17 protein-coding genes are annotated in these 22,340 nt (G+C 72.9%); 4 read left to right on the top strand and 13 right to left on the bottom strand.

Annotation, left to right across the window (positions count from 1 at the left end; translation table 11 throughout):
* Positions 1 to 33: 33 nt before the first annotated feature.
* A complete protein-coding gene (locus tag AW274_RS37550; RefSeq protein ID WP_062443618.1) occupies positions 34 to 939 on the bottom strand; it encodes a terpene synthase family protein in 906 nt (301 codons plus the stop codon).
* A gap of 142 nt (positions 940 to 1,081) precedes the next feature.
* On the opposite strand from AW274_RS37550, the gene glnA2 reads away from it, so the two are divergent.
* On the top strand, positions 1,082 to 2,443 hold the full coding sequence (glnA2, locus tag AW274_RS37555; RefSeq protein WP_030450535.1) for a gamma-glutamylpolyamine synthetase GlnA2: 1,362 nt from the start codon (positions 1,082 to 1,084) through the stop codon (positions 2,441 to 2,443).
* Here the strand turns inward: glnA2 and AW274_RS37560 are convergent.
* The 10 genes from AW274_RS37560 to AW274_RS37605 form a co-directional block, all read right to left on the bottom strand.
* The gene (locus AW274_RS37560; RefSeq protein WP_062443621.1) at positions 2,425 to 3,537 is read right to left on the bottom strand and encodes a tetratricopeptide repeat protein; all 1,113 of its coding nucleotides are present in this window, start codon (positions 3,535 to 3,537) and stop codon (positions 2,425 to 2,427) included. The two genes, glnA2 and AW274_RS37560, sit on opposite strands and share 19 nt — an antisense overlap.
* 37 nt (positions 3,538 to 3,574) lie before the next feature.
* Positions 3,575 to 4,675, bottom strand: a complete 1,101-nt coding sequence (locus tag AW274_RS37565; protein WP_062443624.1) for a toll/interleukin-1 receptor domain-containing protein — start codon at positions 4,673 to 4,675, stop codon at positions 3,575 to 3,577.
* 62 nt (positions 4,676 to 4,737) lie between these two features.
* Positions 4,738 to 5,622, bottom strand: a complete 885-nt coding sequence (locus AW274_RS37570) for an ADP-ribosylglycohydrolase family protein (RefSeq protein ID WP_062443628.1) — start codon at positions 5,620 to 5,622, stop codon at positions 4,738 to 4,740.
* A 4-nt stretch (positions 5,623 to 5,626) separates the two neighbouring features.
* Positions 5,627 to 7,249, bottom strand: a complete 1,623-nt coding sequence (locus AW274_RS37575; RefSeq protein WP_062443631.1) for a TRAFAC clade GTPase domain-containing protein — start codon at positions 7,247 to 7,249, stop codon at positions 5,627 to 5,629.
* On the bottom strand, positions 7,250 to 9,427 hold the full coding sequence (locus AW274_RS37580) for a GAP1-N2 domain-containing protein (RefSeq protein ID WP_062443634.1): 2,178 nt from the start codon (positions 9,425 to 9,427) through the stop codon (positions 7,250 to 7,252).
* 3 nt (positions 9,428 to 9,430) lie between these two features.
* Positions 9,431 to 10,525, bottom strand: coding sequence for a TRAFAC clade GTPase domain-containing protein (locus AW274_RS37585; protein ID WP_062443636.1), 1,095 nt, complete (start codon positions 10,523 to 10,525; stop codon positions 9,431 to 9,433).
* Positions 10,522 to 12,981 (bottom strand): hypothetical protein, encoded by a 2,460-nt coding sequence (locus AW274_RS37590; RefSeq protein ID WP_062443649.1) that lies wholly within the window; start codon positions 12,979 to 12,981, stop codon positions 10,522 to 10,524. The genes AW274_RS37585 and AW274_RS37590 overlap by 4 nt, the downstream gene beginning before the upstream one ends.
* 7 nt (positions 12,982 to 12,988) lie before the next feature.
* Entirely contained in the window at positions 12,989 to 14,572 is a 1,584-nt protein-coding gene (locus tag AW274_RS37595) for an Hsp70 family protein (protein ID WP_062443653.1), read from the bottom strand.
* Positions 14,572 to 15,048, bottom strand: coding sequence for a nucleotide exchange factor GrpE (locus tag AW274_RS37600; RefSeq protein ID WP_062443656.1), 477 nt, complete (start codon positions 15,046 to 15,048; stop codon positions 14,572 to 14,574). The genes AW274_RS37595 and AW274_RS37600 overlap by 1 nt, the downstream gene beginning before the upstream one ends.
* A gap of 80 nt (positions 15,049 to 15,128) precedes the next feature.
* Positions 15,129 to 15,992 carry an alpha/beta hydrolase gene (locus AW274_RS37605; RefSeq protein ID WP_062443659.1) on the bottom strand — a complete coding sequence of 288 codons (864 nt, stop codon included), beginning with the start codon at positions 15,990 to 15,992 and terminating at the stop codon, positions 15,129 to 15,131.
* Positions 15,993 to 16,047: 55 nt separating this feature from the next.
* On the opposite strand from AW274_RS37605, the gene AW274_RS37610 reads away from it, so the two are divergent.
* Together AW274_RS37610 and AW274_RS37615 are read left to right on the top strand one after the other, a co-directional pair.
* Positions 16,048 to 16,740 (top strand): type 1 glutamine amidotransferase, encoded by a 693-nt coding sequence (locus AW274_RS37610; RefSeq protein ID WP_232320685.1) that lies wholly within the window; start codon positions 16,048 to 16,050, stop codon positions 16,738 to 16,740.
* 185 nt (positions 16,741 to 16,925) lie between these two features.
* The gene (locus AW274_RS37615) at positions 16,926 to 19,871 is read left to right on the top strand and encodes a bifunctional [glutamine synthetase] adenylyltransferase/[glutamine synthetase]-adenylyl-L-tyrosine phosphorylase (RefSeq protein WP_062443765.1); all 2,946 of its coding nucleotides are present in this window, start codon (positions 16,926 to 16,928) and stop codon (positions 19,869 to 19,871) included.
* On the opposite strand, the gene AW274_RS37620 is transcribed toward AW274_RS37615, so the two are convergent.
* Positions 19,872 to 20,315 (bottom strand): DUF11 domain-containing protein, encoded by a 444-nt coding sequence (locus AW274_RS37620; RefSeq protein WP_062443665.1) that lies wholly within the window; start codon positions 20,313 to 20,315, stop codon positions 19,872 to 19,874.
* Between the two features lie 170 nt (positions 20,316 to 20,485).
* On the opposite strand from AW274_RS37620, the gene AW274_RS37625 reads away from it, so the two are divergent.
* The gene (locus AW274_RS37625; protein WP_232320686.1) at positions 20,486 to 21,658 is read left to right on the top strand and encodes a hypothetical protein; all 1,173 of its coding nucleotides are present in this window, start codon (positions 20,486 to 20,488) and stop codon (positions 21,656 to 21,658) included.
* Here the strand turns inward: AW274_RS37625 and AW274_RS37630 are convergent.
* Entirely contained in the window at positions 21,655 to 22,293 is a 639-nt protein-coding gene (locus AW274_RS37630) for a TetR/AcrR family transcriptional regulator (RefSeq protein ID WP_062443671.1), read from the bottom strand. The two genes, AW274_RS37625 and AW274_RS37630, sit on opposite strands and share 4 nt — an antisense overlap.
* Positions 22,294 to 22,340 lie beyond the last annotated feature (47 nt).

Consider the following 22,340-nt stretch of genomic DNA (forward strand, 5'->3'; position numbering starts at 1 on the left):
TAGAGACACGCGGTGATTACGTTACGTAGATCTTCACTGGTAGCGCGGGGACTCCAGCAGCCATTCGAGATAGGCCCGGGGTGCGCCGAACAGCGCCGCGGCCACCTTCTCGACCTCGTCGGGCACCCCGAGCTCCGCGTACGCCTCGGGCAGCGCCTTGGCCGCGTCGGTCAGATCCTCGGCCCGTTCGGCGATCCGGTCGGCCACCCACTCGGCCGGGGCGGGCACCCCGATCCGCGAGGCCGCCACCCGCAGGTAGTTGTGCGGGTCGCCGCGCTCCTTGCCGAGCGAGGCCACGTCGTTGCACCAGGCCGCCACGTCGACCATCGCCTCCACGAGCGTGCGCCAGGGCGGCGTGGCGTGCAGGCGGCCCGGCACCTCGATCCGCAGGCAGCCCTCGACGATCTCCGCGCCGGGGCCGGCGAACACGTCCCGCCGCAGCGACGGGTACTCCCCGGCCGACGGCACCCGCCCGATCGACCGGTTCACCGCCTGCATCCGGCACGCCTGCGCCTGCGCCTCCATCCGCGCCGTGAACCGCTGCTCCCAGGCCGGGCTCATGTCGGGCGCGGTTACCCGCCACAGGTCGGCGAACGCCGCCACCAGCGGCTCGTCGGTCCCCCTGCCGGTCCGGGCGGCGTCGCGCAGCCGGCCCTGCATCTGGTCGAGCACGGTCGTGTCGCGGCTGCCGGTGCCCTCGTCGCACCAGTCGTCGTAGGCCAGCTGCCAGGTGATCCAGCGGGCCAGCAGCTCGTTGCCCGGCAGCACCCGCGCGGCCAGGCGCTGCGGCCGGGCGGAGATCGACAACCCGTACAGCCCCGCCCAGGCCCCCAGCGCCCGCGTGTCGCAGACGACGGGCTCTCCGAGGACCGGCGGGAGGCCGTACGCGAGCGGGGCCAGAACGGCCGCAACCGAAGGTATGCGCAGCTCAGGGGTCATAAGATGACACGGTAGGTGAGCGTTCGCCGGTTGTCCCTGAGGCGCGACGGGGTGTCCTCACGGCAGGTGCGTAACGTATGTGAAACACACAAGGGGCACACTGGTAGGTGTCCAGACCTGGAACTTTCGTGAGGTAGTCGCCTTGGACCGCCAGCAGGAATTCGTCCTCCGCACGCTTGAAGAGCGCGACATCCGGTTCATCCGGCTCTGGTTCACCGACGTCCTCGGTTTCCTGAAGTCCGTGGCCATCGCGCCGGCCGAGCTCGAAGGCGCCTTCGCCGAGGGCATCGGCTTCGACGGCTCGGCCATCGAGGGCTTCTCCCGCGTCTACGAGTCGGACATGCTCGCCAAGCCCGACCCGTCGACCTTCCAGATCCTCCCGTGGCGCAGCGAGACCCCGGGCGCGGCCCGGATGTTCTGCGACATCCTGATGCCCGACGGCTCCCCGTCGCACGCCGACCCCCGCTGGGTGCTCAAGCGCACCCTGGCCAGGGCCGCCGACATGGGCTTCACCTTCTACACCCACCCCGAGGTCGAGTTCTTCCTGCTCAGGAACCGCCCCGAGAAGGGCGTCAGGCCCGAGCCGATCGACGACGGCGGCTACTTCGACCACACGCCCCACAGCGCCGGCCACGACTTCCGCCGCAACGCGATCATGATGCTGGAGGCCATGGGCATCTCCGTGGAGTTCAGCCACCACGAGGGCGCCCCCGGCCAGCAGGAGATCGACCTCCGCTACGCCGACGCGTTGTCGACCGCCGACAACATCATGACGTTCCGCCTGGTCATGAAGGAGGTCGCGCTCGAACAGGGCGTCTGGGCCTCGTTCATGCCCAAGCCGTTCACCGAATACCCCGGCTCCGGCATGCACACCCACATGTCGCTGTTCGAGGGCGACCGCAACGCCTTCTACGAGCCCGGCTCCGACTACCAGCTCTCCAAGGTCGGCCGCTCCTTCATCGGCGGCCTGCTCAAGCACGCCGCCGAGATCACCGCCGTGTGCAACCAGTGGGTCAACTCCTACAAGCGGCTGTGGGGCGACACCGAGGCCATCGCGGGCGCGGGCGGCGAGGCCCCCTCCTACATCTGCTGGGGCCACAACAACCGCTCGGCCCTGGTGCGGGTGCCGATGTACAAGCCGCACAAGGGCGGCTCGACCCGCATCGAGTTCCGCTCGCTCGACTCGGCGTGCAACCCCTACCTGGCGTACGCGATGATCCTGGCGGCCGGGCTGAAGGGCATCGAAGAGGGCTACGACATCCCCGCGGGGGCCGAAGACGACGTGTGGGCGCTGACCTCGGGGGAGCGGCGGGCGCTGGGCATCCACCCGCTGCCGCAGTCGCTCGACGAGGCGATCACGGCGATGGAGCACTCGGAGCTCGCGGCCGAGACGCTCGGGGAGCACGTGTTCGACTACTTCCTGCGCAACAAGCGGTCGGAGTGGCGCGAGTACCGGCGTCAGGTGACGGAGTTCGAGCTGGGACGCTACCTGCCGGTCCTCTGATGCCGGGTGAGCATCGGCACCAACGCCGCCACGAACCAGGCGACGTGGAGCAGGGTGACGACGAGCCACGCGCGTTCGTTCGTCACCTGTGCGGCCGCCATCACGATGGCGGTCAGCATCAGGCCGGCGGTGACCGGCAGGTAGACGCGTAGCGCCCAGCCTGCCGTGAGGAACCGCCAGGTCTGCCCGGGGCCGAGCCACCAGCGCACGACCAGCCAGACGAGCAGGCCCAGGGCGGCGACGACACCCCCGGCGGCGGCCGCCGCCCCGGGGGAGGGCGGCCGCCCCTCGTCCAGCACGGGGAAGCCGAGCCACATCGTGGCGGCGAAGGGCAGGAAGCACAGCCAGGCCGCCAGGACGTTCGCCGCGATGGCGAGCCGGCCCGGGAGCGTGAGGTGGAGCTCACGGGACACGGCCCGCCAGCGCTGCACGGCGGCGCCGACTCTGTCGCCGCCGCGCCGGATCCTGAAAGCCCGGAAGCCCAGGAACCCGGCCGCCGTCAGGGCCGCCATGATCACGACCCCTGCCAGGGGAGACCGGTCCGGGGGCCGGTCGACGCCCAGCAGGTCCTCGATCAGGCCGCCCAGCCACTTCGTGACGGGGATCCAGGTCAACGTGACGACGACGGCCGTCAGGGCCGCGGCCCACGTCCAGGAGCGGGGCTTCTCCACCGGTTCGTCGGGCACCGGCTCGTCCGCCTTCTCGGCGTGGTGCTCCGCTTCGAGCAGCAGGTCGCGGGCGGGGTCGGCGGCGTAGGCCTTCGCCAGCGCCTGGTTGGCCATCGGGTCGTCGGGATCGAGCTCGACCGCGCGGCGGCCGTAGGAGATGGCCTGGGTGACGTCGCCCAGCAGGCGGAACGTCCAGGAGGCGAGGGCGAGGTGGTCGGCCCGGAGGTCGGGGGAGACGATCATCGCCCGGTCGATCGCCGCGCGGGCGGCGCGGGGGTCGCCCTGGAGGATGTGAACGTGCGCCGAGAGGAGGACGGGGTTGGGGTCGTCGGGGTACTTCTCCATCAGGGCGTCCACTTTGAGGCGGGCCTGACCGTAGTCTTCGAGGACGCATAATTCGCTGATCGAGTCGTACTCATCCTCCATTTCTCCAGCTTAATCAGCTGATTTCCGTTATAGGCGTTCAGCGGATGACCCACTGGCTGATCAGGCCGTTGGAGTCCTGCAGCGAGCTGAGCGCCTTGCTCATCTTTCCGAGCGGTTTCGCCAGGTCGCGGCTGATGCCCTTGGCGCCGTCGAGGTTGCGGAGCAGTTCGTCGAGGCCGGCGACGGCCGGTTGCATGGTGTCGGCCAGTTCGCGCATGACCTTGACGAACGACGCCCGTTCCTCCGGGGTCGCGGTGCCCGAGTCCTGCTCGTACTCGCGGATGGCCGCCAGGATGGCCGGGTTGATGGTGACGACCTGGTCGGCGTACCGGGTCGAGACGGCGACCAGCCGATCGGCGACCGGGTCCATTTCGTCGGCGAACTCCCGCAGGAGGGCGAGCCGCCCGGCGAAGCCGTGGCCGGCCTGGTCGCTCTCCTGGATCCGGGCCGCCATCGGCGTCACCACGACCCCCAGCTCGGTCAGGGTCGTGCGCAGTTCGTCGATGGTCGAGGCCCACGCCGGCACGGCCTTCTCGGCCTCGGCCATGACGTCGACGATGCCGGGGCCCTCGCCCGCCCAGGCGTCGCCGGCCAGTTCCTCAGGGGTCGGCAGGGCCGGCGGGTTCTCCTGCAGGTTCTCCGCGATCCTGACGAGCCGGCCCGCCAGGGCGTGCACGGCCGCGCGGTAGGCGGCCGAGTTCTCGTCGAGGAGGCGGAGCTCGCGCCAGTCCTGGAAGTGGGTGCGGCGGACCAGCGCGACGATCTCGTCGTCGTCCTCCCCGGTGTCGAGCTGGCGGATGGGGGCGTACACGATCGGCAGGAAGAGCTCCTTCACGCCGAGGCTCTCGGCCTTCCCCGCGAACCGGAGCAGTTCCCGGCGGCACTCGTGGCTCCGCAGGTAGCGGGTGGTGATGATCGGGATGAAGAACGTGGTGGACTGCAGTGCCTGATCGATGCGCTGACGCCATTCGTCGCCCCACTCGATGCCCTCGCGGTCGACGAAGATCTCCAGGTCGTCGCCGGTGAGGAGGGCGTACTCCTCGCGGACGCTCTCGGCGAGGCGGAGCAGGCGGCCGCCCTCGGCCTGGTCGTCGCGGTGTGTGTAGCTCCAGAAGCCGGCTGCGTTGGTCGCATTCATGCGGGGGAGCCTATTCGGGTGTACGTGACTAAAGTGAAGAAAGTCGTGCGACTCCGGCCTTTTCAGGATTTGCGGGCCGGCCGCAACCAGCCGGGCAGCGGTTCGCGGCGGCTCAACCACTTGGGCGGCAGCGTGACCTGCGGTGCGGCCGCGACGATGCCGCCGACGATCGCGCACGTCGTGTCGACGTCGCCGCCCGCCGAGGCCGTCGTCCACATGGCCCGTTCGAAGTCGCCGCGTTCCCGGGCCGCGACCCACAACGTGAACGGGACCGTGTCGTGCGCGGTCACCCGGCGGCCGTTGCCGAGCATCCGGGCGGCCAGGCCCGGGTCGGCGATCGTGAGCAGCTGCCGCGCCTCGGCGAGGCCGTCGCGGACCAGGCCCGGCGCGACGTGGGCCATGACCTGGTCGAGGAAACGTCCCGGCGGGAGCGACGGGTCGAGCGCCGCCGCGACGGCCACGGCGACCGCCCCCGCGACCGCTTCGGGGTGGGCATGGGTGACCTCGGCGGACAAGGCCGCCTCCGCGGCTGCTCTGGCCGGGTCGCCGGCGAACCAGGCGCCCAGCGGGGCGACGCGCATCGCGGCGCCGTTGCCCCAGGAGCCCGTGCCGTCGAACAGGCCGGTGGCGAGCTCGCGCCAGTCGCCACCCTCTCTCACCAGGCGCAGCAGCCGGTTGGTGGCCGGGCCGTAGCCCCGGTCGAAGTCGTGGCGGGCGGCGAAGGCGTCGGCGAGGTCGTCCTGGTCGACGGCGCCTCTTCTGGTCAGGACGTCGACGACCGAGCAGGCCATCTCGGTGTCGTCCGTCCACTGCCAGGGGGCCGGGGGGAGTGTACGGGCCGACAGGTGGGGGCGGTTGGCGGGGACGAAGAACTGGGAGCCGAAGGCGTCGCCGAGGGCGAGGCCGAGCAGGGAGGCGTGCGCGAGGGAGGGGGACATCCCTGCCATTCGATCATGTTCTGGTGGTGAACCAGAGGATCGCGGCGGCCACCGCGCCCGCGCTCAGCAGCGCGCTGGCCGCGAACAGCAGCCGCCGCACCACCGTGTAGCTCAGCGGCGGGCGGCCCGCCGGGCGGGACCCGGGCCGCCACGGTTCCCCCGCCGCACCATCCGCCTTCCGCTCGCCGGTCAGCCCGGTCAGCCACGTCACCAGCCCCGCGATCTCGTCGGGTTTCGGCGGCAGCCCCGACGTCGTGTAGCGCACCTCCGACCCCCGGTTCGCCAGGTCCCTGACCAGGTTCCCCATCCCCATCGTCGTCAGCCACGCCCGGGGGTCGGCGGCGGCCCCCTGGCCCGTCGTTGTCCGGTCGAGGAGGTCGCCCTTGGTCACCACGACCGCGATCCGCCGCTGGTGGCCTCCGTCGGCCCGGGAGGAGAGCTCGTTGCGGACCCGGTGCACCGTGTCGGCCGGGTCCTCCCGCGACGGCACCACGCCGCCCGCCGCCAGCAGCTCGCGGTCGGCCGGGACCAGGCTGTCCTGGACGGCCGGCAGCGCGAACGGGTCGATGAGCAGCACCATCGCCTCGCCGTGCGCCAGGTATCCCATCGCCTCCACCCGGCTGGCCCCCGTGTAGTGCTCTCCCGAGGGGTCGAACAGGTAGAGGATGCGAGCGGACACGTCGAGGATGACGGCCTTCGGCGGTTGGGTGCCGGTCTTGGTCATGGTCCCGGCCGCCAGCTGGTTCCGCAGGCGGAGGAACGTCTGCTCGTCCCCCTGGTCGACGAACCGGGCCCCGGACGTCTCGCGCAGCGCGTCGACGGCCACCGCGAGGAAGGTCGTCTTCCCGGCGTCGGGGCCGCCCACCAGGGGGACCGGTTCGACCCGCACCTTGCCGATCTTCCCCGGCAACGTCCGGCCGCAGTGGGGGCACAACGCCCGCAGGCGGTGGCGGCCGAGCAGGATCGTCGTGGGCAGCCGGGCTCCGCACCGGCACACGTGCCGGAACGCGCCGTTCCGGTCGGGGCGCAGGGCCCGGTGCTGGGCGCCGCACGACGGGCAGGCGTAGATCGGCCGGGCGATGCGGGCGTAACAGCCCGGGTAGGGGCACGCCTGGAGGATGCGCCGCAGCAGCATGACCGACTGCTCGGCCCCGCGCAGCACCCCGACGAACGCCAGCCACGCCAGCAGGCCCGTGACCGCCGTCACCAGGTAGGCGGCCGTGACCAGCAGCGCGACCACGCTCAGCGGGAGCAGCGCGGCCAGCAGGCCGGCCACCACGGCCAGCCACAGCGGGAAGAGCACGTAGCGGCGCTCGTCCGACATCAGCAGCTTGGTCAGGGCGCGCACGACCCGCCGGACCCGCCCGTCGACGACCGGGACCGCGCCGGCCAGCACCGACCACCAGTCGTGCCAGACCTGGGAGACCAGGTAGTGGCGGTAGGCGGGTTCGGCTCCCTCAGGCGGGCCGCGTACCCCCTGGTCGGGCAGCAGCACGCGGGCGGCCGTCGCGAAGTACGCCGCCAGCGCCCCCAGCACCGCCACCACCACGGTCGCCGCGAAGACGACCGGGAAGACGAACGCGAAGGCCGCCCACATGGCGACGAGCCAGAAGCCCACGAGGACGAGCCACCACATCTACCGTTCTCCGCGCCCGAACAGCCGTCTCCGCTGTCCGGCCAGTTCCCGCAGGCCGGCGGCCAGTTCGGCGTCCTGTTTGAAGCGGGCCTCCATGGAGCCGAAGCGGGTCCAGTTGTTGACCTCGGAGCGGGCCCAGGCGTCCAGGCGGGGTTCGATCACCCCGGCGACGCGCATCCTGATCGCGATCTCCAGGAGGGCCATCTGCTGGTCGCGGTTGCGGCGCGGTTTGAGCCATTCGGGGATCAGCCAGCGGCGGGTCGCGTCGGTGACGGCCTTGGCGACCGTCGAGCGGAAGCGGGGGTCGCGGGTGGCGAGGACCTTGGCGGCCGTGGCCCGGGTCAGTTCGGCGAGTTCGGCGTTGCCCTCGCGGGTGAGGTCGGTGAGGCGGTCGATGGCGGTGGCGGCCTCCACGGGCGTGGGGGCCGCGGGGAGGCGGGCGGCGATCAGGGTCGCCTCGGCGTCGTCGGCGGGGAAGCCGGGCAGCCCGTCGCGGACGCGTTCGGCCAGGGCCAGGGCCTCGCCGCTGGACAGGCCCGCCTTCACGAACGCGCGGCCGGGCAGTTCGCCCAGGGTGGGGCTGGCGTCCATGCGGGGGCCGAGCAGGTCGACCAGGCGGCCGATCTCGCCCGGCGTGGGCTGGGTGGTCCACATCGACGGGAGGGCCTGTTCGCGGAAGCCGTCGTAGGCGCGGTCCATGAGCTCGGCCGTGGTCTCGACGCGGTCGCGGCCGCCGTGCAGGGTCTGCCAGCGCAGCACCGCCACGCCCGTGCGGGGGGCGCGCCGCCAGTCGCGGCCGGCTCCGGCGAGCAGGCCGCACAGGGTGGCGCTCACCTCGCCGGGGGCGGCCTCCAGCCCGGCCACGTAGCCGGCGGTCATCGCCTCGCGCCAGGTCGCGGGCACGCGGGCCAGTTCGGCCGCCGCCTCCTCCTGGTCGCCCGGCACGGCCCGCGCCGCCGCCGACTCCACCTCGGCCGCGTCGACGGGCAGGTCGCAGGCGTCGGCCACCCGCACGATCCCGGCGATCTGGGCGGGGGTGAGGGCCGCCCGCAACGCGGCGGTGGCCTCGGCGCCGAGCGCGGAGGCGTGGCCGGGGGGCGGGAGCCGTACCGGAAGGGGCAGTGCCGGGTCGCGCAGCGCGAGCGACACGCACCGGGCCGCGCCCTCGGCGGCGTGCACGGCCACCGCGGCGGCCAGGTCGTAGGTCAGCAGCCCGGCCCGGGACGCCAGCCGCTGCCACGCCCAGTCGGGCAGGCCGGCCGCCGAGAGCCGGGCGACGGCGGTCTGCTCCTCGGGGGAGACGGTGTGGTCGCCCCGGCAGAGCGCCAGCAGCGCGGCCGCCGTCTCGGGGTCGTCGCCCAGTTCGCCGAGCGCGTCGAGGCCGTCGAGGTCGCCGCGCCGCCAGAACCCGGCGACCGTCCCGGCGAACCGCCCGGTCCGCACCGGCGCGGGCGGTTCGTCGAGCCGGATCACGGTCGCGTCGACGTCGGGCGGGATCCACACGTCGGGGGTGGTCCCGGCGATGACCTGGCCGGAGGAGGCCGGGTCGGCCGTGTACGTCACGAACGACAACCGGATCGCCGACGCCCACGGCAACGAGAACGAGACGACCGCGATCCACCGCACCACCTCGGCCACGTCGGCGCCGACCAGCACCAGCCGCCCGTGCCCCCGGGTGAGGAACAGCCGCACCGCCTCCAGCAGCCCGCCGAGCCGCACGTAGGCGTCCGGGCCGAGCGCGGCCAGCCACGCCACCAGCCCCTCGGGGTCGAGGACCGGACCGGGCGCCGGCTCCAGCACGGGCAGCTCCGGACCGTCGGCGGGCGCGGACGCCCACCAATCGGCCTCCCAGAACTCGATCGGCCGCAGCCCGACCAGCTCGCCCTCGCCGAGCAGCACGGCGTGCGCCAGGAAGTTCCCGTACCGTCCTGAATAGTCCTGCCCCAGGTAGACGCACCGGGCGAGCAGGCCGCCCCCGTAGGCCATGGAGACCGGCAGCGCCGCGATCTCCTCAGGCGTCGGCGCGAGCGGGGCGTCGGGCGGCGGCTGGTAGACCAGGTAGGGCGCGCTGCGCTCCCGCAAGACCGGCGGCACGCCGGGCGTCTCGGCGGTGATCTGGAACCCCGAACGGCCCGAGGGCCCCGATTCGGCCGACGTGTAGTGGAGCTGCCAGGCCATGACCTACCTCCGCACGCCGTCGAGCATCTTGAACCGGTGCAGGAGCCACAACAGCGGATCCTCCACCCGATAGGGGCGGATGCCGCCGGGGCCGACCTCGGCCTCCCCGGGCACCTCGCCGAGCGACGACAACGCGAAGAACGCGAAGTCGGCGTAGTTCTGCCGCAGGTAGCGGTCGAGCCCGCCGGCCTGCCAGCCCTCCAGCAGCGCCCGGACCTGCTCGTGCACGCCCTCGTGGTCGTCGAGGTCGAAGGCCCCCGACGGGACCCGCGACCGGTGCAGCGCCGAGCCGGGCTCCCGCCGCAGGGCGTCGGCCTTGCTGAGCGCCACCGCCACGGGGATCCTCAACGGCCCGTCTCCGGTACGCAGCAGCTCCGTCACCCGGGCGATCACGTTCACCGGGTCGCTGTCGGGGTCGTCCGACGGCTTCTCCAGCGAGGCGGGGTCGACCAGGAACACCACGGCGTCGGAGGCCCGCAGGTAGCGCAGGTGCCGTTCGGTCACCTCGCGGCTGCGCAGGTCCTCGCCCGCCGTGTCGAACAGCACCAGCGTCAGCGCGGCCCGGCGGCTGCGGAACCGGCCCTTCACCGTCCGGGTAAGCAGGTAGACGAGGGGGTCGCGCAGGGTGTCGGTCACCGCCGACTGGGTGGCCCGCAGCAGCCGGTGCTCGCCGAACAGGGGGCGGGCGAAGTCGCGGCGGTAGCGTTCGATCGTGCGGTCGTCGCACGGCACCAGCGACGCGTCGAGCTCCGCGCCGACCCGGTTCATCAGCTCGTGCAGCAGCACCGCGATGTAGGTGCTCTTGCCCGACCCCTTCGCCCCGACCAAGGCGACGATCCGGCCGGGGTTGGCGCAGTATTCGGCGGCCAGCCCGCTGTGGCACTCGGGGCAGACCCGCCGCCCGGTGTCGCGTCCGCAGGTCGGGCAGTCGGCCCGGCGGCCCGGCCGCCGCACCTGGAACACCGGCGGCAACGACGGGGGAGCGCCGCCCCGCAGCCTGCCGAGCAGTTCGTCGGCCACCGGCTCGCACCCCCCGGCGCACCGGAACGCGATCCGGTCCTCGGCCACCTTGGCGAAGCAGTAGGGGCAGGTGATCATGACCCCACCTTGAGCCGTCGCACCGGCGGGCCGACCAGCTCGACGCCGTCGTCCGCGAAGCACTTCAGCCAGTACGGCTTCGCCCGCCGGGGCGCGGCCGTCTCGAACCGGGCCGGGGTGCGCACGCCGGTCCATTCCGCCAGCACGACGCCCTGGTCCTCCGCCAGCGGCTCCACCCGCCCCGGTCGCAGCACCAGCGCCAGCCGGGCCAGCGTGACCGGCCGATCGGCGTCGACCTCGACGACCAGCCGCCGCCGCCAGAACGGGCCGGTCCGGGAGAGGTCGTACCGCACCGGGCTCGCCGCCTCCAGCGACCGCGACAGGCCCGGCCCGCGCAGCCGCACCCCGCCCACCAGCGCCGTCGGCACCACCTCGACCGTGACGGGCTCGTCCTCGGCGACGTCCAGCCGGATCCCGCCCTGCGCCCGGTAGGAGGCCGCGCTGACCAGCGTCGCCGTCCCGTTCACCACCACCTCGACCTCGGGCACGTCGGCCGGCCAGTCGAGCCCGACGTGCACGGCCCGGCCGAGGCGCTCGGCGGTCAGCGAGCGCGGCGGGGTCAGGTTGACGTGCTCGCGAGTGCCGCCGATCGTGGCCAGGTCGCCCGCCACGGTCAGCGCCAGCAGCACCCCCGAGGCGGCCCTGACCAGGTGGCCGTCGGGGGCGGGCAGCACCGCCAGGGCACGGCCGGTGGCGCGGGCCTCGGCGAGCGAGACCGTCGTGCCGTAGGGCCACGGGGGAGCTGACTCCAGCAGCCGGAACTCCACGTGACCGGCGGGCGGCGGCGCGCAGCGCAGCAGCACCTGCCCGTCGGGCGCGGGTTCGACGGTGAACTCGGCGACCGGCACGGGCCGGGCGTGCGGGGTGGCGCGGGCGCGCACCCCGGGCGTCGTGACCCCACCGGAATAGACCGCTTTGACCAGGTAGACGTAGCCGGTGCCGTTGCGCACCCGCCGGTCGGCGAAGCCGTCGCCGTCGATCTCGATCGGCGTGCCGTCGCGGGTCACCACGACCCCGGCCGCGGCGGCGGGCCGCGTCCAGCCGCCGGTGACCAGGCCGTCGCCCGCCCGCACCCGCACGTCGGCGACCTCGGGCCGCACGGTCACGGCCGGTGCGGTGACGGCGCGGGCGGCGGCCGTGCCCCGGTGGGCCACCACGCCGTAGACGACCGGCTCGTCGATCGGCGGGGCGGGGTCGGTCACGCGGAAGGGCTCGCCGCCGTCGATGGGCAGGCCGTTTCTCAAGATTTCGTACGATATTTCGCCCGCCTTCGACCCCGACGGCCGCCACGTGACGACCACCGAGGCGTCGTCGGCCGTGGCCGTCACCTCCTGGGCGGGCAGCGGGGCCAGCCGCCGCTGCAGGTCGGCCGCGCCGGGGAGGTCGGGCACCCGGCGCAGCGCGTCGGCCAGCGCGAGCCACGCCTCGTCGGAGTCGGCGGCGGCCAGCGCCCTGTCTCGCAACGCCTCGGCGGCGGCCAGCCGGGCCCGGATCTCGGCGGCCAGCTCTGCGGCGGGCCCGTCGAGGTCGGTCAGGGTGGCGGCCAGGTCGGCGGCGGCGTGGATCTCCCCGGCGTCGGCCAGCTCCCGCAGCCGCGCCGCCGGTCCGCCCGCGATCCCGGTCTCCTGCCTGACCGCGAACACCAGCCGACGTGCCTCGCCCGATTCGAGCCCCAGGTCGTCGACGGCGTAGCGGAGCAGGGTGTCGTCGTAGGGGTGCTCGCGCACCCGTTCGCGCAACCGGGTCACCAGGTCGTGGCGGATCAGCGCCGCCGGGTCGGACTTCAGCGCGGTCAGCAGGGTGTCGGCCGCGGTCGTCCACGGTCCCCGGGTGCGGCGCCGCCAGTCGGCCTCGACCGCGGCGAGCGGCAGGCTGACCGGCCGCAGCACCCGGTAGGGCCCGGCGTCGCCGAGCACGAAGGCGGCCAGGTGGCGCACGCCCAGCGTGTCGAGCGCGTCGCGGACCCGGTCGTAGGCGGCGTAGGGCGAGCCGGTCGCCAGCGCCTCGGGCTCCTCGACGGCGACGCCCAGCTCGTGGGCCAGCGGGCGCAGGTCGCAGCCGGTGGAGCGGGCGATGCCCTCGGCCACCTCGGGGGTGACCATCCGCAACCTCCCGGCCGCGTCGTCGAGCCGCCGGCGGGCCTCCTCGCGCCGGGCCCGGTCGCGCTCCCCGGCCTCCGCGAGCGCGCCGCGCAGCGGTCCCAGGTCGCCGCCGGCCGCCGCGTCGAAGACGGGGGCCAGCCGCGCGTGGTCGGCTTCGAGCCGGTCGACGAGCCGCCGGAACTTCAGCTGGCCGCGCTGCCGCCGCCAGCACTGCCGCACGGCTTTGACGGTGGCGCCGACGTCGGCCAGGTCGGCGCCCAGGGCGTACCGGACCAGGAGGTCGTCGGGCGGAGCGCCCGCCGCGCGGGCCGGATCGAGCACCTCCCGCACGTAGCGGGCCTCGTCGAAGGGCATCGCGGGGTCAGCTGACCGTCAGGTGCGACAGGCTCGCCCGCGACTCGGCGACGTCCTCCTCCGTCATTCCGCCGATCTGCACGTTCAGGCTGAGCTCCTGGCCGGTCTCGTGCTCCCGGGCGGTGACGTGCAGCAGCCCCGAGGTGTCGAGGGTGAACGTCACCTCGATCGGGAACCCGGCCGGTTTCCCCGGCGGGATCGCCAGGTCGCCCTCGGCGATCCGGTTGTTGTCCTCGACCGCCTCCGACGCCTCGGCCCCGGCCTGCTCCATCACCTCGATGGCGACCCGGGTCTGGTAGTCGTCGAGGGTCGCGAAGCCCTCGGTCACGTCGGCGGGCAGCGGGTCGTTGGCCTGGACGAGATGGGCGACGTACTCGCGGCGGGTGTTCACCGAGACGGCCTTGATGCCGAAGGCCCGCGAGGCGACGGTCTTGATCGTGCGCCCGGCGATGCGCTGCTGCTCGCCCGAGCTGAGGCCCGCGCGGGCGGCCATCTCCTCGGCCTGTTCGCGGGCTCCGCCCGCCAGCAGTCTCCGGTACGTCTCCTCGAAGGCGTAGAGCGCCGCGCCCTTGGCCACCGCGAGGTCGGGGTCCTGCAGCCGGGGCTGCACACCGAGCTCCTTGGCCAGCGTCTCGGCCACGGCCGGCATCTTCGCCGAGCCGCCCACCAGCACCAGGTGGTCGAACGAGTCGACCCCCTTCGACCGGGCGGTCGCCAACGTCCGGCGGGTGATCTCGACGGTGCGGTCGAGCAGGTCGCGGGTGAGGCGTTCGAAGTCCTCGCGCGACACCTCGGCCTTGGCGACCCGGCCGTCGTGCATGACCCGGACGGTGTGCTTCGTGCGCGAGGTGAGCGACTTCTTCAGCTCCTCGGCGTCGCGGCGTAACTGCTGCTCGGTCTGCTTGTCGTCGAGCGGGTCGGTCACGTCGGGGTGCTCCAGCCGGAACCGCTCGGCCAGCAGCTCGACCAGGCGGTCGTCCCAGTCGGCGCCGCCGAGCTCGTGGTCGCCGTCGGTGCAGACCACCTCGATGTCGCCGTCGCGCAGGGTGATGACCGTGGTGTCGAAGGTGCCGCCGCCCAGGTCGTACACGAGGATCCGGCAGTCTTCGCCCGGGTTGAGCACGCCGTAGGTGATCGCGGCGGCGATCGGCTCGGAGATGATGTCGATCACGTTGAGCCCGGCGATCTGGCCCGCCTTGCGGGTCGCGTCGCGCTCGGCCGCGCCGAAATAGGCCGGGACGGTGATCACGACGTCCTCGACGCGGGAACCGGTGGCCATCTCGGCGTCGGCCGCCAGCTTGCGCAGCACGAACGCCGAGATCTCCTCGGGCGTGTACGGCCGCCCGTGCATGGTCCGGGTGACGTCGAGCCCCATGTCGCGCTTGATGCGGCTGACCACCAGGTCGGGTTCGAGGACCGCGCTGTCCTTGGCGGTCTGGCCGACCACGACGTTCTCGGGCGTCTCGAAGAAGACCACCGAGGGGGTCGTGTCGGCGTCCTCGGCGTTGCGGTGGACCGTCGGCCGGCTCACGTCGTCGACGCTCGCGATGCAGGAATAGGTGGTGCCCAGGTCGATGCCGTGCACGGCCATCAGTCGATCTCCTCTTTTCCTATGACGACCCCCGCCTTGCGCAGCACCCGTTCCCCGGAGCGGAACCCCTCGCTGACCACGCCCACGACCGTGTTCGGCGGCCCTTCGGCGGTGCCGGCCGGGCGGTGGAGCGCGGGGTCGTAGACGTCGCCCTCGGCCACCTCGATCCGGTCGGCGCCGGTCCGGGCCAGCACCTCGGCGACCTCTTCGGCGATGGCCGCCAGCAGGGCGCGCGAATGGCCCGGCTCCAGCCGGGCGGCCTCGCGGGTGACCGTGTCGTGCAGCCGGTAGAGGCCGTTGCGCACCGGGGCGAGCGCCTCCTGGAGCAGGCCGTGACGCAGTTCCTGGTTCTCGGCGTGCAGCCGGTCGATGATCTGCTCGCGGTGGGCCGCGCGTTCGTGCTCCCGTCCGACCTCCTCCGTGAGCCGCGCCAGGGTCGCCGCGAGGTCGGAGGTCAGATCGTGCTCAGGAAGCATAGGAATCCCGTCAAGTGATCCGGAAAGCCTGGCGCCAGCCACAGTTTCAGGAAATTTCCCGCCGCGCGCAACAGAAATGGCTATTGCCGTATATCGGTGAGGCGCTCGACCAGAACCCGCACACACCGGGGATCGAACGCGAGGGTGTAGTGGTTGCAGTCGGGCACCACCTCGTCGGCGAGCGCCGGCAGTTCGGCCCGCCAGGCCGCCGCGAGGGCGTCGGGCAGCAGGCCGACGTCCTGGTTCAGCAGCCCGCGCGGGGCTCTGATCAGCGACAACGGGTGGCCGATGGCATGGAGGGCCGCGCCGATGGCGGCCGTCTCCGACAGCAGCCAGCGGCCGTCGGCGCGCACCGCCTCCTCGACCGCGCGCGACCTGACCCCGCCCTCGACGGGAAGCGCGTCGTAACGGACATAGCGGTCGATCGCCGGGGACCAGTCCTGCAAGGCAGGGTGTTGTTGAAAAAAGGCGACATAAGAATCTTCATCGGGAAATATCTGGCTAAGTCGGGAGAGGGCGGGGCCGAGCGTCGCCTCCAGCGTCTCGTCCACGTCCCGGCCGGGCGGCAGGGGGAGCGGCAGCCCGCCGTCGACCAGCACCGTCTTCGCGTAGGTCCGCCGGGCGGCGTGCAGCGCCGCCACGTAGGCGCCCATCGAGTGGCCGGTCAGCACCGTCGTCTCGTCGGCGCCCAGGTGGGCGGCGACGCGCTCGACGTCGTCGGCGTGCGCCTGGAGCCCGAACGGCCCCGGCACGTCGCGGCTGTGACCCCGGCCGCGCAGGTCCATCGCGGCCAGCGTCCAGCCCTCGGGAAGGGCCTCGCCGACGGCCGCCCAGGCCATCAGGGAGGCGGTGATGCCGTGCACGGCGATGATCAGGCGGGGCCCCTCGCCGAACCGGGCCAGGCGCAGTTCCCCGCCGGGCACAGGGACGTTCTCTACGTACATCCCGCCATCCTGTCCCACGAACACGCGTGTTTATGCTTCTGGGGTGAGTGCGCGCGTGACCGTGATCGAGCACGAGGCCGAAGCCGGTTTGGGGTACTTCGCCGGGTGGCTCGGTGACGTGGTGGTGTACCGGCCCTACCTGGGCGAGGCCCTGCCGGAGGAGCCCGGCGACGGCCTGCTCGTCCTCGGCGGCGCGGCGTCGGCCTGGGACGACGCCAACTATCCGTGGTTGCCTGCCACGCGGGCGCTGCTGCGCACCGCCGTCGAGCGGGAGGTGCCGACCCTGGGCATCTGCCTCGGGGCCCAGCTCATGACGCTCGCCTGCGGTGGTCAGGTGGTCCGCGGCGACAACGGGCTCGAAGTCGGGCTCGGCCAGATCGTGCCGATGGCGGACGATCCGCTCTTCCGGCACCTGACCGGCCCGGTCCCGGCGATCCAATACCACCAGGACGCGATGACGGTCCTTCCGGACGACGCGGTCCTGATCGCCACCGGGACGCGGTATCCCCACCAGGCGTTCCGTATCGGGCCCAACGCCTGGGGGGTGCAATTCCACCCCGAGGCGACTCCGGCCATTTTCGAGCAATGGACGACGGAATTGACAACACGCCAGGCCGCAGAGTTGAACGAGCAGGTCAGCGCGGCCGAAGCTGGTCTGGTGGCCTCGTGGAGGCCGCTGGCCGAGGCGTTCGCGGCGGTCGTCGCGGAAAACGCGCGTAGTGGCTCGATTACGGTCCGAAACCACTAACGACGACGCACAAGCCGTGGGGTTACCGTGTGCGAAAGTTTGCGACACGGCCATGAAACCGAGAAACGCGGGGTAACGAGTCAAGTGGTCGTGTCGCGAGGATTCCTCCTGGAAAAGGAAGACCATTGCGCATTGACGTCGCGGACATCGAGGCGGAGGAAGGACCGGTGAACGCCGCGTTCCGGATGCAGACCACCGCCGGGCGCCTGGCCCGCCTCGGATTCGCCGATGGCGCCAGGGCCGAACGGCTGCTGGACGCGCTCGGGCCCGAGGCCGTCGCCGACTTCGACCTCCTCGACGATCTGGTCTCCGCCGCCGACCCCGACCTCGCCCTGACCTCGCTGAGCCGGCTGGTCGAACGCGACCCGAGCGTGCTGGGCGCGCTGCGCGCCGACCCCGGCCTGCGCCGCCGCCTCCTGCGGGTGCTCGGCCTCAGCGCCGCCCTCGGCGACCACGTGGTCCGCCACCCCGAACACGTCACCGGCCCCGACCCCGAAGAGCCGCTCAGCCACCGCGAGGAGCTGCTGTTCGCCGTCGGCGCCGACCCGGCGGAGCCCGAGCCGGTCGCCGCCGGCGAGCACGCCCTCGACGCCCTGCGCGCCTCCTACCGGGGCCGCCTGCTCCACCTGGCCGGGCTCGACGTCACCGGCGTGCTGACCCTGGCCGAGATCGCCGCCGAGTTGTCCGACCTGGCCGCCGCCGCGCTCGACGCCGCTCTGGCGATCGCCCGCGCCGAGACCCCCGGCTGGGAGCAGGCCCGGCTGGCCGTCATCGGCATGGGCAAGTGCGGCGCCCGCGAGCTCAACTACATCTCCGACGTCGACGTCGTCTTCGTGGCCGAGCCGAAGGAGGGCGTCGACGAGGCGCTCGCCCTGAAGGCGGCCACCAAGCTGGCCCAGGCCATGATGCGGGCCTGCACGACCAGCACCCCCGAGGGCTCGTTGTGGGAGGTCGACGCCGGGCTGCGCCCCGAGGGCAAGATGGGCCCGCTGGTCCGCACCCTCGACAGCCACCTGACCTACTACCGCCGCTGGGCCAAGACCTGGGAGTTCCAGGCCCTGCTCAAGGCCCGGCCGGTCGCCGGCGACATGGAACTCGGCGCCGAGTACGTCGAGCTCGTCAACGACCTGGTGTGGGAGGCCGCCGCCCGCGAGAACTTCGTCGAGGACGTGCAGGCCATGCGGCGCCGGGTCGAGGCCCACGTACGGGTCTCGGAGGCCGAGCGGCAGATCAAGCTCGGGCCGGGCGGGCTGCGCGACATCGAGTTCGCGGTGCAGCTGCTCCAGCTCGTGCACGGCCGGACCGACCCGCTGCTGCGCCGCAAGGCCACCCTGCCCGCCCTGGCGGCCCTGTCGCGCGGCGGCTACGTCGGCCGCGACGACGCCAAGGCGCTGGCCGAGGCCTACTCGTTCCTGCGCCACGTCGAGCACCTGCTCCAGCTCCACCGGCTGCGGCGCACCCACGTCGTCCCCTCCGACAGCGCCGACCTGCGCCGGATCGGGCGCGGCCTGGGCATGGTGACCGACCCGGTCGGCGAGTTCACCACGACCTGGAAGCGCCACGCGCTCGAAGTGCGGCGGCTGCACGAGAAGCTCTTCTACCGGCCGCTGCTCCAGGCCGCCGCGCGGCTGCCCTCCGAGGAGGCGCGCCTGTCGACCTCGGCCGCCCACGTGCGGCTGGAGGCGCTCGGTTACGCCGACCCGTCCGGGGCGATGCGCCACATCAGCGCGCTGACCAGCGGCGTCTCCCGGCGCGCGGCGATCCAGCGCACGCTGCTGCCGGTCATGCTCGGCTGGTTCGCCGACGCCCCCGACCCCGACGCCGGCCTGCTCGGCTTCCGCCAGATCAGCGACAAGCTCGGCACCACCCCGTGGTACCTGCGGCTGCTCCGCGACGAGACGGCCGTGGCCGAACGCCTGGCCCGCCTGCTGGGCACCTCCCGCTACGTCACGACGCTGCTCCAGCACTCGCCCGACGCGGTGGCCATGCTCGGCTCGCCCGCCGACCTGGCCGTCCGTCCCGTCGAGGCGCTGCACGCCGAGGCCAACGCGGCCGTGGCCCGCTACGGCCAGGACGCCGAGTCGTCGGTGGCGGCGGTCCGGGCGCTGCGGCGGCGGGAGCTGTTCCGGGTGGCCTGCGCCGACCTGGGCGGCCACCTCGACATCGAGGGCGTCGGCCAGGCGTTGTCGGAGCTCAACGACGCGACCATCGAGGGCGCGCTCAACGCGGCCGTCAGGAAGGTGACCGAGGAACGCCGGGGCGAGCTCCCGACCCGCATCGCGGTCATCGCGATGGGGCGGCTGGGGGGCTTCGAGTGCTCGTACAGCAGCGACGCCGACGTCATGTTCGTGCACGCCCCGCTCCCGGGCGTGGAGGAGAAGGACGCCACCGACGCGGCCCACGCGGTCGCCGAGGAGCTGCGCCGCCTGCTGATCCTCCCGACGCCCGAACCGCCGCTGGCCGTCGACGCGGGCCTGCGCCCCGAAGGCCGCCAGGGCCCGCTGGTCCGAACCATCTCCTCCTACCGCGCCTACTACGAACGCTGGTCGTCGCCGTGGGAGGCCCAGGCCCTCCTGCGGGCCCGCTTCTGCGCGGGCGACTTCGACCTCGGCACCGAGTTCACGGCCCTGATCGACCCGCTGCGCTACCGCGAGGAGGGCCTGGCCCCCGACGCGCTGCTGCAGATCCGCAAGCTCAAGGCCCGGATGGAGGCCGAACGGCTGCCGCGCGGCGCCGACCCGACCCTCCACACGAAACTGGGCCGCGGCGGCCTGTCCGACGTCGAATGGGTGGCCCAGCTCCTCCAGCTGCGCCACGCCGGGGCGGTGCCCGCGCTGCGCACCACCCGCACCCTCGACACCCTGCGCTCGGCGGTCGGCGAGGGACTGCTGGACGCCTCCGACGAGCAGACGCTCGCCGACGCCTGGCGCTTCGCCTCCCGCGTCCGCGACGCGATCATGCTGGTCAAGGGCCGCTCGGCCGACTCGATCCCGGGCGTCGTGCGCGAACGCGCCCTGGTGTCGCGGGCCCTGGGCTACCCGCACGACGGCTCGGAGGATTTCATCGACGACTACCGGCGCACCACCCGCCGGGCCAGGGCCGTGGTCGAACGGGTCTTCTACGAAGACTGATCACCGGAACCGGTCGAACGGATAGCGCATACGCAGCACGACCAGCAGCGCGACGACCACCAGCACCACCAGCACCCCGGCGGCGCCCCACCAGAAGGGCGCCCCGGCCTGAACCGCGGCCGAGCCGGACGCGCACACCAGCGGCGTGCCGTCACCGGCCCGCGTGACGCACGCCGTGACCGTCAGCGGCCGCGCGCCCGGCTCCCGCGCCACGTCGACGGTGACCGTGAACCGGGCGTCCGCCTTGGCGGGGATCCGGCTCGTCCAGTGCAGCCCGTCGGAGACGAGCACCAGCCCCGGCGCCAGCGTGTGGCTGACGTCGAGCGCGGGAGTGGCGTCGGCCCCGAGGTTGCGCACGGTCGTGGTGTACGTGAGCCGATCGCCGGGCCGGACCGTTGCGCGGCCGGCCTCGACGGCGATGGAGAGTTCGTCCGAGTACGTCATTGATTCCCCCGAATCGCCGCCCCGAGTTCGTCCGGATGAACGGCGACCAAGGATAGGACCGGAGGGCTTCGGCGGGGGATCGTTTGTTTCAGCATGGACGGCGGCGTCACTGCACGAAGGGTGATCACCCGGTTGCGGTGGGACCGGCAGGGGTGTATCACGGTCCAGTGGTGTCGTACTACGTAGATCTGGCCATCGGCCTGATACTGGCGTTCCTGCTCTTATCCCTGCTGGTCAGCGGGTTGAACGAGGGCGTCGTCCGATTACTCGGCATCCGGAGCAAGTTCCTCTGGGCCTACCTGCGCGACACCCTCGACGGTGGCGAGCAGATCCAGAAGGTGAACGGGTTCGTCCGCTGGCTCGACCGCCGCCTGCGCGGGGTCACCATGCTGGGCCGCCGCTTCCGGAGCACCCTCGCCGACCTCCTCCCGCCCGTCCGCAGCGCGACCAGGTCCCGCCTGCCGGCCACCGTCCTGGGCGTCTTCGTCAAGCTCCCCTTCGGCAAGGACCCCCGCCCGAAGTTCAGCCCCAGCCCCGCCCCCGTCGACATCGCCCCCGCGACCCCCGAACAGGCCGCCGCCCACCACCAGGGCGAACCCTTCACCGACCTGCTCCACGAGCGGCTCCAGGAGATCGACGAGGCCCGCCAGGGCAAGACCTCGATCGCCGAGATCCCCCCGTCGCGCTTCAGCGTCGCCCTCCTGGAGATCGCCAGCGAACGCGGCGGCGTCGACGCCCTGCTGGCCGAACTGAAGCGCCTCGACTCCCCGCTCTACCGCCCCCTGGCCGGCCTGTGGGCCAAGGCCGGCGTCGACCTGGAGACCTTCCGCAAGGGCGTCGAAGAGTGGTTCGACGGCGAGATGGAACGCCTGACCGTCCTCTACCGCCGCTACGTGCGGGTGGCCGTCGGCATGTTGTCGCTGCTGGTGACCCTGCTGTTCAGCATGGACAGCCTCGAATACGGCAAAACCCTGCTGAACGACAGCGCCTACCGCTCGGCCATCGCCGCCTTCGCCGAACAGGGCGAAGAGGCCCTCGGCCCGATCAAGGACCAGTGCGCCCCCGGAGCCGACACCTACGAGTGCGTGACCGAGGTGCTCAGCACCCCGGCCTTCGTCAAGATCTTCACCCACGCCCCGGTCAGCGTCGAGATCCCCGGCACCGGCACCCCGGTGTGGAACTGGGGCGGCGGCGACTGGTGGGACCGGCTGAGAAGCCCGAGCCACTGGCCGGGCTTCCTGCTGACATTGGTGGCGCTGTTGTTCGGCTCGTCGTTCTGGTGGGACATGCTCCGCCGCATCACCGGCCTGAAGTCGAAGGTCCCGAACACCTCCCAGGGCTAGTCGAGCAACGTCCGTTCCAGGACCGAGATCACCCAGTCGGCCCACCTCTCCACGCCCCACCCCCGGTCGACCATCAGCGCCTGGATCGCCGGGGTGCTGAACAGCGCCCAGATCACGTCGGCCGCCTCCGCCACCGGCACGCGCAGGCCCGGTTCCAGTGACTCGGCGATCTTCGTCATGTCGGTCAGGCGGCGCTGTTCATACGTCTGGTACGCCGCCGCGATCTCCGTGTCGCCCCCTGCCGCCACGTGGAACGCGTGCATCAGCGGCAGGGCCTGCGGCATGCCCTCGACCACCACGTCGCGGAAGCGGCGCAGGGCCTGCCGGGCGTCGGGTGAGGCCATGACCTCGCGCAGCGGGGCGCGTTCGATCACCGGGACGGGGGCGTCGTCGCCCGCGAGGGTGCGGTCGACGGCCGCCAGCAGCAGGGAGGCCTTGCCACCCTGGCCGTACACCGTCTCCACCGACACTCCGGCGCGGGCCGCGACGTCTTTCATCGTCGTGGCGGCGTAGCCCTTCTCGATGAAACACGCCTTGGCGGCCTCGATCACGGCGGCGTGGGTGCGCCGGGCCTGTTCTTCGCGCAGGGGCGAGCGGTAGCGCCTTGACGGGTCGGGTTTTTTGGCTACAGTCATCATGTATCCAATCAAGTTCGACTGGTTCGAATACTGTAGCAAAGGAG

The sequence above is a fragment of the Herbidospora daliensis genome, from assembly GCF_001570585.1.
GTDB lineage: Bacteria > Actinomycetota > Actinomycetes > Streptosporangiales > Streptosporangiaceae > Herbidospora > Herbidospora daliensis.

Excerpts from the sequence above, each read along its gene's own strand:
- AW274_RS37550 (WP_062443618.1), bottom strand. The coding sequence starts at position 939 with ATGACCCCTGAGCTGCGCATACCTTCGGTTGCGGCCGTTCTGGCCCCG.
- AW274_RS37560 (WP_062443621.1), bottom strand. The coding sequence starts at position 3,537 with ATGGAGGATGAGTACGACTCGATCAGCGAATTATGCGTCCTCGAAGAC.
- AW274_RS37565 (WP_062443624.1), bottom strand. The coding sequence starts at position 4,675 with ATGAATGCGACCAACGCAGCCGGCTTCTGGAGCTACACACACCGCGAC.
- AW274_RS37570 (WP_062443628.1), bottom strand. The coding sequence starts at position 5,622 with ATGGCAGGGATGTCCCCCTCCCTCGCGCACGCCTCCCTGCTCGGCCTC.
- AW274_RS37575 (WP_062443631.1), bottom strand. The coding sequence starts at position 7,249 with ATGTGGTGGCTCGTCCTCGTGGGCTTCTGGCTCGTCGCCATGTGGGCG.
- AW274_RS37580 (WP_062443634.1), bottom strand. The coding sequence starts at position 9,427 with ATGGCCTGGCAGCTCCACTACACGTCGGCCGAATCGGGGCCCTCGGGC.
- AW274_RS37585 (WP_062443636.1), bottom strand. The coding sequence starts at position 10,525 with ATGATCACCTGCCCCTACTGCTTCGCCAAGGTGGCCGAGGACCGGATC.
- AW274_RS37590 (WP_062443649.1), bottom strand. The coding sequence starts at position 12,981 with ATGCCCTTCGACGAGGCCCGCTACGTGCGGGAGGTGCTCGATCCGGCC.
- AW274_RS37595 (WP_062443653.1), bottom strand. The coding sequence starts at position 14,572 with ATGGCCGTGCACGGCATCGACCTGGGCACCACCTATTCCTGCATCGCG.
- AW274_RS37600 (WP_062443656.1), bottom strand. The coding sequence starts at position 15,048 with ATGCTTCCTGAGCACGATCTGACCTCCGACCTCGCGGCGACCCTGGCG.
- AW274_RS37605 (WP_062443659.1), bottom strand. The coding sequence starts at position 15,992 with ATGTACGTAGAGAACGTCCCTGTGCCCGGCGGGGAACTGCGCCTGGCC.
- AW274_RS37615 (WP_062443765.1), top strand. The coding sequence starts at position 16,926 with ATGCAGACCACCGCCGGGCGCCTGGCCCGCCTCGGATTCGCCGATGGC.
- AW274_RS37620 (WP_062443665.1), bottom strand. The coding sequence starts at position 20,315 with ATGACGTACTCGGACGAACTCTCCATCGCCGTCGAGGCCGGCCGCGCA.
- AW274_RS37630 (WP_062443671.1), bottom strand. The coding sequence starts at position 22,293 with ATGACTGTAGCCAAAAAACCCGACCCGTCAAGGCGCTACCGCTCGCCC.